Raw genomic sequence first — 14,489 nt, forward strand, 5'->3', positions numbered from 1 at the left:
CGTTCCCGATCAGGCATCGATTGAGCCTCTTGCGGACGGTTCCGGATCAGCTGGTTCCGGGGCCTGTAGATGGACCATGCCGGACCCTATTCTTGTAGCTATGAGCAAGCAGCCACCGGTGGATCCGCAAGAGGCCATGGAACCGGTCCGCGCCCTTATCGGCGATCGGCTCCAGAACGAGGAGGGTCGGCCCACCCGGGTCCTGGTGGTGGCTGGTCCTCCCCGCAGCGGCAAGACCAGGCTGGCCACCCAGGCCCTGCTGGCAGGCATGGAACGGTTCGGTGACGGTGCCAGCATGGCCGTATCAGGTCGGACCGCTGCCGACCAGGTCAGCCGCCAGGTCATTCTGGAGAGGGGCAGCGCCGACCGCACCCGACCTGTGGGCACCCTGCAGGCTCTGGCCTTCCGTATGCTGACACGGTCCAGGCTGGCCCAGGGAGGCCACGATCCACTCCTGCCCAGACTGCTGAACGGCGCCGAAGAGGATGCCCTGCTCAGGCAGGTCATGACCGTCCATCTGGAGCATGTACAGGCCGGGGATGACTGTGCGGTCTGCCGACTCCTGGAACGCTACTTCCGCAACGGGGCAGGCTGGTCGGCCGTCCTGGTCGGCGACGGTCAAGGACGGGTCGTAGGGGTCGCCGACAGGTTCATCGCCCAGCTGCGGGACATGTTCGCCCGCATGACGGAATTAGGCCTGGACAGGGGTGACCGGGACCAGCTTCTGGATGCCTTGGCCGTACAGCCCATGGATCCTGACCGTCGCGACCGGCTGGGCCTGCAGTGGCGGCTGGCCTTCGCCCTGGAGGACGAATACCGCCAGAGCATCACCGAGAGCTACCCGGACGAATTCCGTCTGGATCCCTCCATGCTCATGGTCGAAGCCTCCCGCAGCCTAGGCGGGCTGGCTGATGGCGATCTGCCTGACCTGCTGGTCGTAGACGACTGGCAGGACATCACCCTGGCCGGGATGGGCCTCTTGCAGGGCTTGAACCAGGCTGGCTGCCGACTCCTTCTGGTGGGCAACCCCGATCAGTCGGTCCAGTCCTTCCGCGGCTCCTATCCTGAGTTTCTGGCCACTCGCCTGACGGCCCTGTCCAAGCCCATGCCAGGCGTCGCCGCCCCCCTTCTGGCCCAGGACTTCGCCTGCCTGGGCGCTGCCACCGTGACCCTGAAACCCCGGAGGATGGTGGTTCCTGAAGCGGCCGCAGAGCATGCCGAAAGCGTCCAGGGCTCTTACGCCGATCTGGTGGCTGCCAGGGTCAGCCTGGGCATCGCTGGGGTTGAGGAGAACGACACCCCTCTGCCCGACAGACCCGGCAAGCTGCCCGCCTGGCCCGGCGCCGGCCCGGTGGCGCCCCTGACCGCCGGCGACAGTCTTATTCACGACGGCAGCGTGCAGACCAGGCTCTTCCACTCCCCTGACCAGGAGGACGATGACCTGGTTTGGCAGATCAAACATGAGTTTCTGGCCAACGAGCGTGACTGGAACGACATGGCCGTCATCGCCCACGACAACATGACCCTGCGCACCCTGGGCCGCAAGCTGCGCGTCCAGGGCGTGCCGGTGCGCTTCTCCTCGGTGACCCGTCCGCTCAGCCAGGAGCCCGCCATCCAGGGTCTCTTCGCCCTGGTCGAGCTGGCCCAATCGGTGCTGGACCCTGGCACCGCCGGAAGCGACCCGGACGATCCTGACCAGGTGGCCGCCTGGATCCGTTCGCGCCTGCGCACCCTGATGGCTGGCCCGCTCTTCCGAGTTCCCGCCACAGCCGCTCGTCAAGAGCGTCCCGTCAGGATGGAACGCCTGGAGTCCATCATGGAGACCATGGCCGCCTTGGCCCCCTTGTCCGGCCAACAGGGGAGCCATCCGGACTCATCAGGCTCCTTGGACGACCTGCCGCTCCTAGGACAGGCCTGGCAGACCTGGGTCGAGGATCTGGCCGAGCGGCGGGCTCAACAAGAGCGTTCATCCGGCATCAGCGTCGACGATTCCCTGCTGGCCAGGCACGATTCCGTCGAGCCAGGGGGCGGGTCCGGCCCCTTCTCCACTTCCTCGGCCCCCGACCAGCCGGTGGATCTGGGCGACCGGGATGCTCAACGGCCAGCCCTTCTGTCTGTTCAGGCCCTGGAGACCCTGCTGGTGCTGGACCCGGATGACCGATCCTCGGGAATCATTCTGGAGGCCATGACCGCCATCGCCGGAGGCCGCCGTGAGGATCCTGACGTACAAGCCCTGGACAAGGCCCTGCAGGTTCTGCGCCTGACGGCCACCCGTATCAGCGCCCTGGAGGACCGTCAGCCCCAATACGTGCTCTGGGAGGCCTGGCGGAGCCTGAACCTGGCCGACGACTGGCAGCGGCGGGCCCTGATGGCCACCCAGGAGGGGGAGGAGGCCAACGACCGTCTGGACGCGCTCATGCGGCTCTTCCAGTACGCGGCTGGCTCCCGTCGTTTCCCCACGGTCGAGGCTTTCATGGATCAGGTGCGCACCATGCAGATCGAGGCCGATTCCCTGGCGCGGATCGGGCCCATCGAGCACGCCGTCACCCTGACCACACCAGCCGGTGCCGCCGCCCTGGCCACCGACTGGCCCCTGGTCTGGCTGCCCGCCGTCCAGGACGGGGTCTGGCCCAATCTGATTCCCCGCGACACCATGTTCGGCGCCGAGGAGCTGGCCGACCTGGTTCTGCACGACCGCATCGGCGACCCCCTGGCGGACACGCTCAGCCATGATCCTGCCCTGCGCTCCATCCTCTATGCCGAGAAGAAGGGCTTCCTGGAGGCGCTGACCCGGGCCCAGACCCAGGTGCGCATCAGCGCGGTCTGGAACGATGACCTGGTTCCTTCGGACTTCCTCTACGGCTACCTGCCCGAACGTTATCCGCACACCGCCGATATGAGCCAGGCCGAGTTCAGCATGGTCGGCGCTGGCTCAGGCGGCAGTGAGCGCTACGGAGGGCTGGAGGTGTCTGCCAGGGGCCTGACGGCGGCCGCCCGGTCCATCCTGGCTGTTCAAGCGCTGCTCCCGGAAGATCAGGTCGACCGTGAGCGAGTGGACGATGCCGTGCAAGCCCTGCGGCTGCTGGCCGACCAGGGCCAGGATTCGGCCGATCCCAGGCATTGGCCCTTCCTCTATGACTATGGCCAGGATGGCGCTGCTGAGCCGGCCTCGGAGGAAGAAGTTCATACTGCACAGGCCGCCGCCTCAGGCGTCGCATCGGTTGCTGAAAGGGACCGTGCTTCTCGGCCCGCACCTGTTGCCGCCGGGCAGGCTGAGCGATCGGATCGGACCCACGACCGTGACCATCGCCATGAACGCCGGTCCGACCGCCAGGTGGTCCTCCTTTCGCCCTCGGCGGTCGATGCCATCTGGAACTGCCCCCTGGAGTGGGCCCTAGGAGACCAGTTCTCCGGCCCCTCCCCATCCAGGGTGCCTACGGAGTTCGGCTCGCTGATTCACAAGGTGGCCAGCGAGGGCACAGCCCAGGGTCTGGATCGCCCTGGCCAGGGCGATCCAGATGTCCGCCAGCAGCAGGTGCGGGATGCGCTCCTGGACATCTATCAGGAACTGGCTCCCCAGGAACAGCGCCTGCGGGACCCTGACGAGCTCTATGACCAGCGCGGCCGCAGCAGCCGGGTGGAGTCCATCCTGGACAACCTGGCCTCTTATTTCGTCCGCTCCTCGGATTCCGAATACGGTGTGGAGGGCAGGAGCCCGGTCCCGGTCGGCGACCTGCTGGGGGTCCAGAGCGAGCGGTCCTTCGACGTCAGCCTGTCCGTGGAGGACCTGGTCCCACTTTGGAAGGCCACCTTCCCTGACAGGCCTTTGGATGCCGACGGGCTCTTCGCCCTGATGTCCGGCCTGGTCGACGGCTTCCCCACAGCCCTGGATGCCAGGACAACGGTCAGGCTGACCGGCCGCATCGACCGTCTAGAGGTCAGGTCCCTACCCGAGGGCATCCGTCTGCGGCTGGTGGACTACAAGACCGGCAGAGTCCCCTATACCCAGGGGCAGCTCTTCAACGACCTGCAGCTGGTCTGCTATCAGCTGGGACTGGCCTTCCCGCCCACGCCCGGCAGCAGTCCGGAGGTGGGGGCGGCCTGGAGCCTGTCGCAGGCCCCCGACCTGGAGAGGACCGAGGGGATGAAGCTGAGCCAGTCCCTGCTCCTGCAGCTGCAGGCCCCGCCCAAGGATGCGCAAACGGGGCTGCGCCGGGAGGAGATGGCCTACCAGCCGCCCCTGTTCGAGCGTGACAGGCTGGTCACTGTCGCTCAACCGAGAACCGGCATGCCCTCCCCGCTCAAGTCCAAGGCCGAACCCACGGACCTGCCTGATCAGGTGCCGCCCGGGGTGGATGCGGACCTGTGGGCCATGGTTCGAGCAGCCAGGGTCTCCTCCCAGGCTGTATGGGGGCTGACCATGATAGCCAGGGTCTTTTTCGCCGCCGGGGTCAAGCTGACGGCTGGCCGGGATGACGCGGTCTTCGATCCGGCCCGCTGTCATCGGGCCGGCAATGGTCAGGAATGTCAGGCATGGCAACTGGTGGCGCCCAATCTACTGGAGGATCAGGAATGAAGCAGACTGCCGAACAGTCCGCCATCGTCGATGCGGATGTCAATGAGGATCTTCTGGTAGTGGCTGGGGCCGGCTCGGGCAAGACCATGACCATGACCAGCCGGATCATTGCCCTGATCCGTCGGGGCGTGCCCTCCGAGCAGATTCTAGGGCTGACCTTCACCCGCAAGGCCGCCTCCGAACTTCAATCCAGGGTGGGGGCGGCGGTCATTCGACGCGACCAGGGCAGAGGCGCCTCGGCCGTGGATCCCGAACGCAACTTCCTCAAGCCGACCGTGTCCACCTATGATGCCTTTTTCCAGTCCATCGTGCGCCAGTATGGCCTGCTGGTGGGCATGGACCAGGACACCCGTCCCCTGAGTTCGGCAGGGGCCTATCAGCTGGCCTCCCAGGTGGTCGCTGACCATCTGGATCTGATCTTTCCCGCTGGTTCCTCGGCGCAGGATGGCCAATCCGACGACCTGGGCTCCGCGACCTTCTCGACCACCGTCAACCGGGTCCTGGGGCTGACCGGGGCGGTGACCACCTCCATGATCAGCAGCGACTGCCCTGATTTCGACCAGGCTGTGGAACGGATCCGTGCCTGGGACCGCGCCTTTGTGGATCGTGCGGACCAGCTCATCGGCGACCAGCCCGTGCCGGCCGCCGAGCCCAGAGCCAGCCAGACGCCGCCCAAGCGCAGCAAGAAAGAGACCGACGAGCACTATCAAGGTAAAATCAAGGCCTTCCAAGACAAGCGGCAGAGCATTCGCCTCTACCGGGTGGATGCCATGCGACGGGCGGTTCTGACACGCGAGAAGCTGCTGACCCTGGTCCAGGACTACCAGCGTGCCAAGAGGCAGGCCAACATGGCCGAGTTCGGCGACTTCACCCTGGCCGCCTTCCAGCTGGTCGAGCGTTTCCCCTCCATCAGCGCCCAGCTGCGACGCCGCTACAGCCACGTCTTTCTGGACGAATACCAGGACACCTCCACCACCCAGGCCCTGCTGCTGGCGGCTATCTTCCATCCACAGAATCGGCAGGAGGATCAGGGGAGTGCGGACCAGGCTCCCGGCAGGTCGGCCGTGACCGCCGTGGGCGACCCCTTCCAGTCCATCTATGCCTGGCGCGGGGCCAGCCCCGGGGCCTTCCGCACCTTCCAGGCCCAGTTCGGCATGCTGGCCGACCGGCCCGCATCCGGCAGCGGTCCCTTGTCTGGAGTGACCGCCTTTGGGCGCTCGCAGGACCAGGACCCGCTGACTCTGTCGCGCACCTTCCGCAACTCCAGCTGGGTGCTCAAGGCCGCCAATCAGCTGACCGTTCCCCTGCGCCACCGGGACCAGGGGAGCCGGTCCGAAGCGGAACTCCGCGAGGTGGACGTGGCCAGGCTCCGTCCCCGTGAGGACGCCGACTCGGGCACCGTGGGCCTCCTGGGCTACAGCACCGGCGGACAGGAGATCGACGGCGTGGTCAGGTTCGCCCTCAAGGCACGCGAGCTCTATGGCAATCACGGCGATGCGCCGCACGTGGCTGTTCTCTTCCGTTCCAAGGCCGCCCTGCCCAGGTACCGCCAGGCCCTGGAGGCTGCTGGGCTGAGCTGCCAGGTCGTCGGGTACTCCTCCCTCTTCGACCGGCCCGAGGTCATGGACCTTAGAGCCCTGCTCTCCCTGGTCTGCGACCACACCGACAGCGATTCCCTGATGCGTCTACTGGCCTCGGCCCGGTTCGGCATGGACGCGGCCGACCTGAGCGCTCTTGCCTCCCTGGCCGCCAAGGTCAATGAGGACAGCCAGTACCGGGCCCTGGTTAGGGCCGGCCTGGTCGAGTCCGACCCCGACCCGCGCCGCCGTCGCGAGGATCTGCACCGTTACCGTGACCAGGTTCCCAACGATGTCTTCCTGGTGGACCTGCTGCTGCGCGACGATCTGCCAGACCTCTTGAAGGGCTCAGGCCTATCCGCCAGGGGGCGGGTCCTGGCCGCCGAGGCCGCCCGGGTCATCTGCCAGGTCCAGGCCGAGTCATCGGCCCCCCTGCGCCAGGTGGTCATCGCCGCCATCCGTGCCTTGGATCTGGACGCGGACCTGGTGCTGGCCCGCTCCCTGGCCAATCCTGAACGGCCTCTGGAGCCCAGTCAGGCCAAGGCGGGCATCCAGGCCCTGCTGGACCAAGTGGATGTCTACCTGTCCGAGCTGCCACAGGGTCTGGGGCCCAGCCTGCGCGGGTTCGTTTCCTGGCTGTCCTCCCTGGACCAGAGCCCCGAAATGCCCGCTGATGGGGACGACCGGCAGGCTGACGTGGTCCTGATGACCGTCCATCAGGCCAAGGGACTGGAGTGGGATGCCGTGGCGGTGGTCGGGCTCAAGCGGGGAGCCTTCCCCAGCAGCCAGGGCGACCGGCTCGCGGTCAAGCCCGCCTTGGACAAGCCGGTGGTCCAATCCCCGGACGGCCCGGTCTACCAGTACAGCTGCACGGCCCGTACCTGGCTGGTCGATCCCGAGTCTGTGCCGGTGCCGGTGCGGGCTGATGCCATGATCCTGCCTCGCTTTCCTCACGACGCTCCCTTGGGAGCTGACCCTGAGGATCTGCTGGGTCGTCTGGATCTGGCGGGTCTGGAGGAGGAGGCCATGGGCCTGTCTCGGGAGAGCGGGCTGGACGACCAGGCCCGCCCGGTCAGGGCCGATGCCATCGCCCCCTCTCAGCGCGAACAGTACGGCCGTCGGCTGCTGGACGACGAGCGACGGCTGATCTATGTGGCGGCGACCAGGGCCCGGCATGATCTGCTGCTGACCTTCAGCCAGGATTCCCAGGCAGAGTCGGCGGCCCTGAATACCCCGGCTCCGGACCCGGATAAGGCCTCCAACTTTTGGAGCGAGCTGGTGGAGCTCTTCCAGGAAGAGCCTGATGCGGTCAAGCTGGAGCAGGCAGAGGATGCCCAGGAGGGCCAGCCAACGCCGCCCTTGGGGCTCTTTGTCGGCGAGCATGCCCAGTCCTACCGTCAGGCCATCGTCGACCGTGCGCTGGATCAGGTGGATCAGGTCGCTGCTCGAGACGGTCAGCGTGACCAGGCGCTTTGGCCGCCGGTGCTGAGTGTGCGCACTCGTGAAGCCCTGAATCGTTCGGCCGCCTGGGTGCGCGCCGGGCAACCCGGCGATCCCGTAATTGATGAGGAGGGCGATGACGGGCTCTACGCCAATGCGGTCCGCGTCCTGCAGGTCAGCACCGGCCGCCTGGGGGTAGCTGACGACCAGCTGCTCACGGACCTGGATCTGCTGCGGCGCACCGGCCGTCGGATCCTGGGGCATGGGGCTAGCAGCGTCACCGCCATCCAGGCCGGCTCGGCAGGGGGCGATCCCAAGATGGAGAGGGATTACTGGCAGGGGCTGGTCAGACCCATACCTCAGGTGGCCTCCCCGCAGGCCGAGGCGGGCACCCGCTTCCACGACTGGGCCAGGCGCTTCATCCTGCCCGATATCTCCGCCCCTGAAGGACTGGTGGACCTGCCCGATCAGGCGGAAGCACCGAATCTGCTCGATGGTCCGCTGGGTCCCGGAGCCATGGCCGAGCGGGCCCGCATGCTGGCTGAGCTTGACCAGGAGCGGGAGTCCCTGGACCCCCAGGCCGACCCCGTGCAGGCCCGTCTGCTGACCTGGGAACAGCGGCTGGCCGAGTCTGACTGGGCCCATCGCACTCCTGTCTGGGTGGAACGGCCCATCGTGGCGGTGCTGGCAGGCCAAATCGTCAAGGGCAAGCTGGACGCGGTCTTTGCCGGCGGACTGGACCCTGAACGCACGGACCTGCGCTACAGCATCGTGGACTGGAAGACCGGAGCCCGACCGCGCGGAGAGGAGTCGACCAAGCGCCGTCTGGTCCAGCTGGACTTCTACCGGCTGCTCCTGTCACGCTTGGAGGGTATCGGCCTGTCGACCATCGACGCCTGCCTTTATTATGTAAGCGAAGACCGGCCCCAGGATCGACTCATCAGGGCCCGTGCCAGGACCGAAGAAGAAATTCTCGCATCCCTGGCCGAGGGCATACCCGAGCAGTCGGACGAGGACTGAGTCTGCGGCAGACCCCGCCAGATAAGGCGATGGGTGCCGCGCATCAGCAATCATGAACAGCAGGCGATCGGCAGACGGCCAAGTGCCGTCGTTGGGCCGGGCACGCCCGAATGGAGCAATGAGACAGATGACAACGTCCAGTATTCACGACCAGGCCTCCCGGCGGAGGGGGAGCGTGGCGATACGACCTATGGTCTGGGCGGATATGCCCGACCTGGTGGGGACTTTCGACGCTACTTGGAAGGTGCAGGAGGATCCCGAGGGCACCGTGTCCCGGCTGAGCGCTGCCCACTTCATCCTGCACTACCTGGTGGGCGCCACCAGGGCCCGGATAGCTGTCGATGGGCAGGATTTTCTGGGGGTGACCCTGCTTGCTGAGGGGCGTGGCGAACTGTGCTTCCCTCAGGCCGAAGAGGAGCTGGAGCAGGTCGATCAGCAGCTGTCTGCCACGACCTTGGGCGCCCAGACCCTGGACCGGGCGCGCCAGTGGCAGCAAACCGAGGTCAAGCTGGAGGAGCAGTGTGGTCTGGCTGTTCCGCCCCAGGCAGAACTGAGGCTCTTCCTGGTCTCCAGCCGTGCCCGGGGACGAGGCGTGGGCGGCGCCCTATGGCGGGACACCCTGGAGCATCTGGACCAGGCGGGGATCGAGCGCTTCTACCTGCACACGGACTCCTCCTGCGACGTCGGCTTCTACGACCACCAGGGCATGGAGCGGCTGGCCGAGCTCAGGGGGAGGGACCATGCGGCTTTCGCCGGGCGCGACCCCTCTGACGATCCGCAGTTCTTCGAGGGTATCGACGACATCTTCATCTACGGAGGCCGTGTGAGCGACCAGCTGGGCAAGGACGGTGATCATGGCGGCCGCTAAATCCCCCTTCCTGCGCCTGTTCACCTACCCGGGCGCCGCCGGCTTCTGCCTGTCGGCCGTCCTGGCCCGCCTGCCCCTGGGCATGATGGGTCTGGGCATTGTACTGGCCTTGAACAACATCTATGACAACTGGACCTCAGCCGGGTTGATGAGCGCCGTCTACACGCTCTGCGCGGCCCTGGTCACCCCCTTCTACGCCCGTCTGTTCGACCGGTTCGGCCAGCGTCGGGTCGGAGTGACCGCCCTGCTCGTGCAGGCCCTGGCCATACTGGGATTTGCGGTGGGTGCCATGCGCCGGGTTCCCTTGGGGGTGCTCTTTGTGCTGGCGGCCCTGATGGGCCTGACCCAGTTCGCCTTCGGAGCCCTGGTGCGCACCCGCTGGGCCTGGGTGCTGCGCGACGACAAGACCAATCTGCTCAACACCGCCTACGCCCTGGAGTCGGGCCTGGACGAGTGCGTCTTCATCCTGGGACCCATCCTCTCCGCCTACCTGGCCACCTCGGTCAGCCCGGTCTCCCAGCTTTACCTGCCTGCCCTGGCTCTGCTGGTCGGCGGGCTGACCTTCTTCGCCATGCGTTCCACCGAGCCTCCGGCCGTCGTTCGCATGGAGGCCGTCAGCCAGTCTGCAGCGGATCATTCCCCGGTGGACGCCCATGGGGACGTCCTGCCAAGCGACACTGACGGTCACCAGGGTTCTCGTTCGGCTCTGGTCTACCCGGGCATCCTTCTGCTGGTGGTGATCTTCGTCGTCTTCAACATGAGCTTCTCGGCGGTGGACGTCTCGGTGACCGCCCTGACCAAGTCCATGGGACGAGAGGGTGCGGTAGGCCTGCAGCTGGCCCTGTTCGCCCTGGGCTCCCTCTGCGGAGCGCTGATCTTCGGCTCGGTCAAGCTCAAAGGATCCCGCTGGCGCTATCTGACGACCTTCCTGGTGCTGCTGACCCTGGGCTACGTGGTCTTCCGCCTGGTCATGGACAACCTGGTCCTGCTGGGTCTGGCTGAGGTGCTGACCGGCCTGTGCGTCTCGCCCATCTTCGCCACCGGCAACCTGATTGTACGCGAGAATGTGGATGCCCGTGCCCTGACCGAGGGGCTCTCCTGGCTGTCCACCGGCGGATCCATCGGCACCTCCCTGGGATCTACCCTGGCCGGAGTCGCCCTGGATCAGTTCGGGCCCCACGGCGGCATGACCATCCCCGCGGTGGTCACCTGCTGCGCTGTTCCTCTGGCCCTGCTGGGCTGGGCCAGGAGCCGCAGGAGGGGTATGGTCGTGGAAAAGACCGAAAATGCATAGTGAATGAACAGTCGAGAAGGAGGCAGCCGATGATCCGCGTATCGGTGCTGGGCGCAGGCGGACGCATGGGAACCGAGGTGGTGCGTGCTCTCAAGGACGCGCAGGATATGCAGACGGCCCTGTTGCTGGGGCCGGATGACGATCCGTCGTCCATCAATCCGAGCAATACGGATGTGGCGGTCGACTTCACCAGCCCCGATGCCGTCCTGCGCAACACCCTGACCCTGATAGGGCAGGGGGTCCATTCCGTCATCGGCACCACCGGATGGACCAAGGAGCGCCTGGACCAGGTCAGGCAGGCCCTGGACGGGCATCCTGGACTCAGCGTCTTCATTGCTCCCAACTTCGCCATCTCCGCAGTGCTGGCCGACCGGTTTGCAGCCATGGCGGCCCGCTACTTCGAGTCGGCCGAGGTGGTCGAGCTGCACCATCCCGACAAGGTCGATGCCCCCTCCGGCACGGCTCTGGGAACCGCTTCCGCCATCGCCGAGGCCCGCCGTCAGGCTGGGATGGGTCCCATGCCCGACGCGACCCAACAACCTGATCCCTCCAGAGGCCGGGTGGTTGACGGTGTCCATGTCCATGCCGTCCGGCTGCGGGGACTCAATGCGCATGAGGAGGTGCTCATGGGCAACCCCGGCGAGCAGCTGACCATCCGCGCAGACAGCTTCGAGCGTGTCTCCTTCATGCCTGGAGTTCTCCTGGCCGTGCGCCGTGCTGGAAGCATCCCCGGACTGACCGTAGGCTTGGACCACTACCTGTTCTGATATTCGCAAGAGCGTCCCCATCTGCAAGTAGCGTGAAGATATGACTGAGACCGTTACCCATCTGCTTCCTTCTGCACCCTTCGGACGGGTGATCCCCGCCATGATCACGCCTATGAATAAGGACGGATCCGTGGATTACGAGGCTGCCGCCAATCTGGCCCGCACCTTGGTGGCCGATGGGGCCGACGGCATTCTGGTCAACGGCACCACAGGCGAGTCTCCCGTCACCCATATGGAGGAAAAGGTCAACCTGGTCAGGGCCGTCAAGGATGCTGTCGATGTGCCCGTCATCTCCGGAGCTGGCTCCAATGACACAGCACACACGGTACGCATGGTGGAGATGACCCAGGAGGCCGGGGCCGATGCCCTGCTGGTGGTCATGCCCTACTACTCGCGGCCCTCCCAGGACGGGGTGGTGGCCCACTTCCGCTCGGTCTGCCAGTCGGCTCAGCGACCGATCATTCTCTACGATGTGCCCGGACGGACCGGACTGCACGTCGAGCTGGACACCTACCGGCGGCTGGCTGAGCTGGATGGGATCGCAGCCGTCAAGGATGCCACGGGCGATCTGGCCTCCATGACCCGCAAGCGCCAGGAGACCGGCCTGACCTGGTATTCAGGCGACGACGGGCTCTATCTGCCTTTCCTGGCCCTGGGCGCGGTCGGCGTCATCTCGGTCATCGCTCATGTGGCATCCGGGCCCATGAAGCGTCTGGCCGACGACTTTGATGCCGGCGATCTGAATGGCGCAAGGGAACTGGCCGCACGTCTGGATCCGCTGGTCCAGGCTCTGAACGGTCAGGGTCAGCAGGCCGTCATGGCCAAGGCCGCTCTGAAGGTGGCAGGCAGACTGGATCAGACGGCCATGAGGCTGCCCAATCTGGGTCCCGATGAGGACCAGGTGGCTCTCGCCCGCAAGGGAATGAAGGCCGCGGGGCTGATCTGAATCAGTCCTGAAAGCAACGTCGCCCCTGTATAGGCAGGGGCACAGATGATAGAAACACAAGTGACAATGGCAAGAAAACAAGAAGAATCAAACGCGACCGGCAAGAGCAGAAATCGTCGGTCCTCCTCCAAGAACGGCAAGCAGGGGTCAGGCAGGTCCCGGGGCGAATCCCGCAGCCGCCGCAATGGCACCATCGCCCGCGGCAAGGGCACTCAGACTGAGCAGCGTCTGGTGGCGCCCCCAAAGTACCGCAAGGGCTCCATGCGCATCGTCCCCCTGGGTGGCCTGGGCGAGATCGGCCGCAATATGAATGTGATCGAGTACAACGGCCACATTCTGCTGATCGACTGCGGCGTGCTCTTCCCCGAGGAGGAGCAGCCGGGCGTGGACCTGATTTTGCCCGACTTCAGCTACATCAAGGACAAGTTGGACCAGGTGGATGCCCTGGTGCTGACCCACGGGCATGAGGACCATATCGGCGGCGTGCCCTACCTGCTCAAGCTGCGTCCGGACATCCCCCTGATCGGCTCCAAGCTCACCCTGGGATTCGTCGATGCCAAGTGCGAAGAGCACCATCTCAAGCCCACCGAGGTGGAGGTCAAGGGCCGCGACAAGCTCAAGGTAGGCCCCTTCAACCTGGAGTTCGTTGCGGTCACCCACTCCATTCCTGACGCTCTGGCCGTCTCCGTGCGCACCCCGGCAGGCCACATCATCGACACCGGCGACATGAAGATCGACCCGCTGCCTCTGGATCACAGGCTGACCGATCTGCGCGAGTTCGCCAAGCTGGGCGAGTCCGGCGTGGATCTGCTCATGGTCGATTCCACCAATGCCGAGGTCCCCGGCTTCGTCAAGCCCGAGATCTCCATCGCCCCCGCCCTGGACAAGGCCTTCGCCGAGGCCCAGCGCAAGATCATCGTGGCCTCCTTCTCCAGCCACGTCCACCGGGTGCAGCAGGTGGTCGACGCCGCCCACAAGTTCGGCCGCAAGGTGGTCTTCGCGGGCCGGTCCATGGTCCGCAACATGTCCATCGCCTCCGACCTGGGCTACCTGCACCTGCCTGAGGACACCGTGGTCGACCTCAAGGATGCCCACAGCATCCCGGACGAGAAGATCGTCTACATGTGCACCGGCTCCCAGGGCGAGCCCATGGCGGCTCTGGGCCGCATCGCCGACGGAACCCACCGCGACATCACCATCAATGAGTTCGATACGGTCATCCTGGCCAGCTCGCTGATCCCCGGCAATGAGCATGAGGTCTACAAGGTCATCAACAAGCTGGTGCGCCTGGGGGCCAAGGTGGTCAACCGCGACAACGCGGCCATCCACGTCTCCGGCCACTCCGACGAGGGCGAACTGCTCCACTTCTACAACATCGTGCAGCCCAAGTGCGCCATGCCCATCCACGGCGAGAACCGGCACCTGGTGGCCAACGGTCTGATCGCGGTCAAGACCGGCGTGGACCCGCAGAACGTGGTGCTGGCCGAGGACGGCGACGTGGTGGATCTCTACCATGGCCAGGCCGCTGTGGTCGGATCAGTGCCCTGCGGGTACGTCTATGTGGACGGCGACTCCGTGGGCCAGCTGACCGACGACGAGCTGGAGCAGCGCCGGATTCTGGGCACCGAGGGCTTCGTCTCCGCCTTCGCCGTGGTCGACACCGAGACCAGCAAGGTTGTCTCCGGCCCCAAGCTCTACCTGAACGCCGTAGCCGAGGACGAGAGCGAGTTCAAGTCCATCAACGCCCAGATTGTCGATCAGCTTGAGGATGCCATGGCCAAGGGCACCACCGGCACCTACCAGCTCCAGCAGATGATGCGCCGCACCCTGGGCGGCTGGATCTCTCGCAAGCTGCACCGCCGGCCCATGATCGTGCCCGTGGTGGCCGACATCGCCACCGACGTGCAGCCGCAGGACTGATGCCACTGCCTGCATACTGATACCGAAGGCTCCGGTCGCCCAGATGGACGGCCGGAGCCTTCAGTGTTATCAGTAAAAGGG

General features: G+C 66.0%; 7 protein-coding genes. All 7 read left to right on the forward strand.

Going from position 1 to position 14,489, the window contains the following annotated elements; translation table 11 throughout:
- Positions 1-100 precede the first annotated feature (100 nt).
- The 7 genes from FPK30_RS04005 to FPK30_RS04035 all read left to right on the forward strand — a co-directional run bounded on the left by FPK30_RS04005 (position 101) and on the right by FPK30_RS04035 (position 14,408).
- Entirely contained in the window at positions 101-4,576 is a 4,476-nt protein-coding gene (locus FPK30_RS04005; protein WP_198192000.1) for a PD-(D/E)XK nuclease family protein, read from the forward strand.
- A complete protein-coding gene (locus FPK30_RS04010) occupies positions 4,573-8,613 on the forward strand; it encodes an ATP-dependent DNA helicase (protein WP_144085396.1) in 4,041 nt (1,346 codons plus the stop codon). Before FPK30_RS04005 ends, FPK30_RS04010 begins: the two co-directional genes overlap by 4 nt.
- A 175-nt stretch (positions 8,614-8,788) precedes the next feature.
- Positions 8,789-9,481 (forward strand): GNAT family N-acetyltransferase, encoded by a 693-nt coding sequence (locus FPK30_RS04015; RefSeq protein ID WP_222102859.1) that lies wholly within the window; start codon positions 8,789-8,791, stop codon positions 9,479-9,481.
- Positions 9,468-10,775: an MFS transporter gene (locus FPK30_RS04020; protein ID WP_101432017.1), complete on the forward strand. Its 1,308-nt coding sequence runs from the start codon at positions 9,468-9,470 to the stop codon at positions 10,773-10,775. Before FPK30_RS04015 ends, FPK30_RS04020 begins: the two co-directional genes overlap by 14 nt.
- Positions 10,776-10,804: 29 nt before the next feature.
- Positions 10,805-11,542, forward strand: a complete 738-nt coding sequence (gene dapB / locus FPK30_RS04025; protein WP_144085398.1) for a 4-hydroxy-tetrahydrodipicolinate reductase — start codon at positions 10,805-10,807, stop codon at positions 11,540-11,542.
- A 40-nt stretch (positions 11,543-11,582) separates the two neighbouring features.
- Positions 11,583-12,488 (forward strand): 4-hydroxy-tetrahydrodipicolinate synthase, encoded by a 906-nt coding sequence (gene dapA / locus FPK30_RS04030; protein WP_144085399.1) that lies wholly within the window; start codon positions 11,583-11,585, stop codon positions 12,486-12,488.
- A gap of 66 nt (positions 12,489-12,554) precedes the next feature.
- Positions 12,555-14,408 carry a ribonuclease J gene (locus FPK30_RS04035; RefSeq protein ID WP_144085400.1) on the forward strand — a complete coding sequence of 618 codons (1,854 nt, stop codon included), beginning with the start codon at positions 12,555-12,557 and terminating at the stop codon, positions 14,406-14,408.
- The last annotated feature ends 81 nt before the right edge of the window (positions 14,409-14,489 follow it).

The organism is Bifidobacterium apousia, assembly GCF_007559275.1.
GTDB classification, from domain to species: domain Bacteria; phylum Actinomycetota; class Actinomycetes; order Actinomycetales; family Bifidobacteriaceae; genus Bombiscardovia; species Bombiscardovia apousia.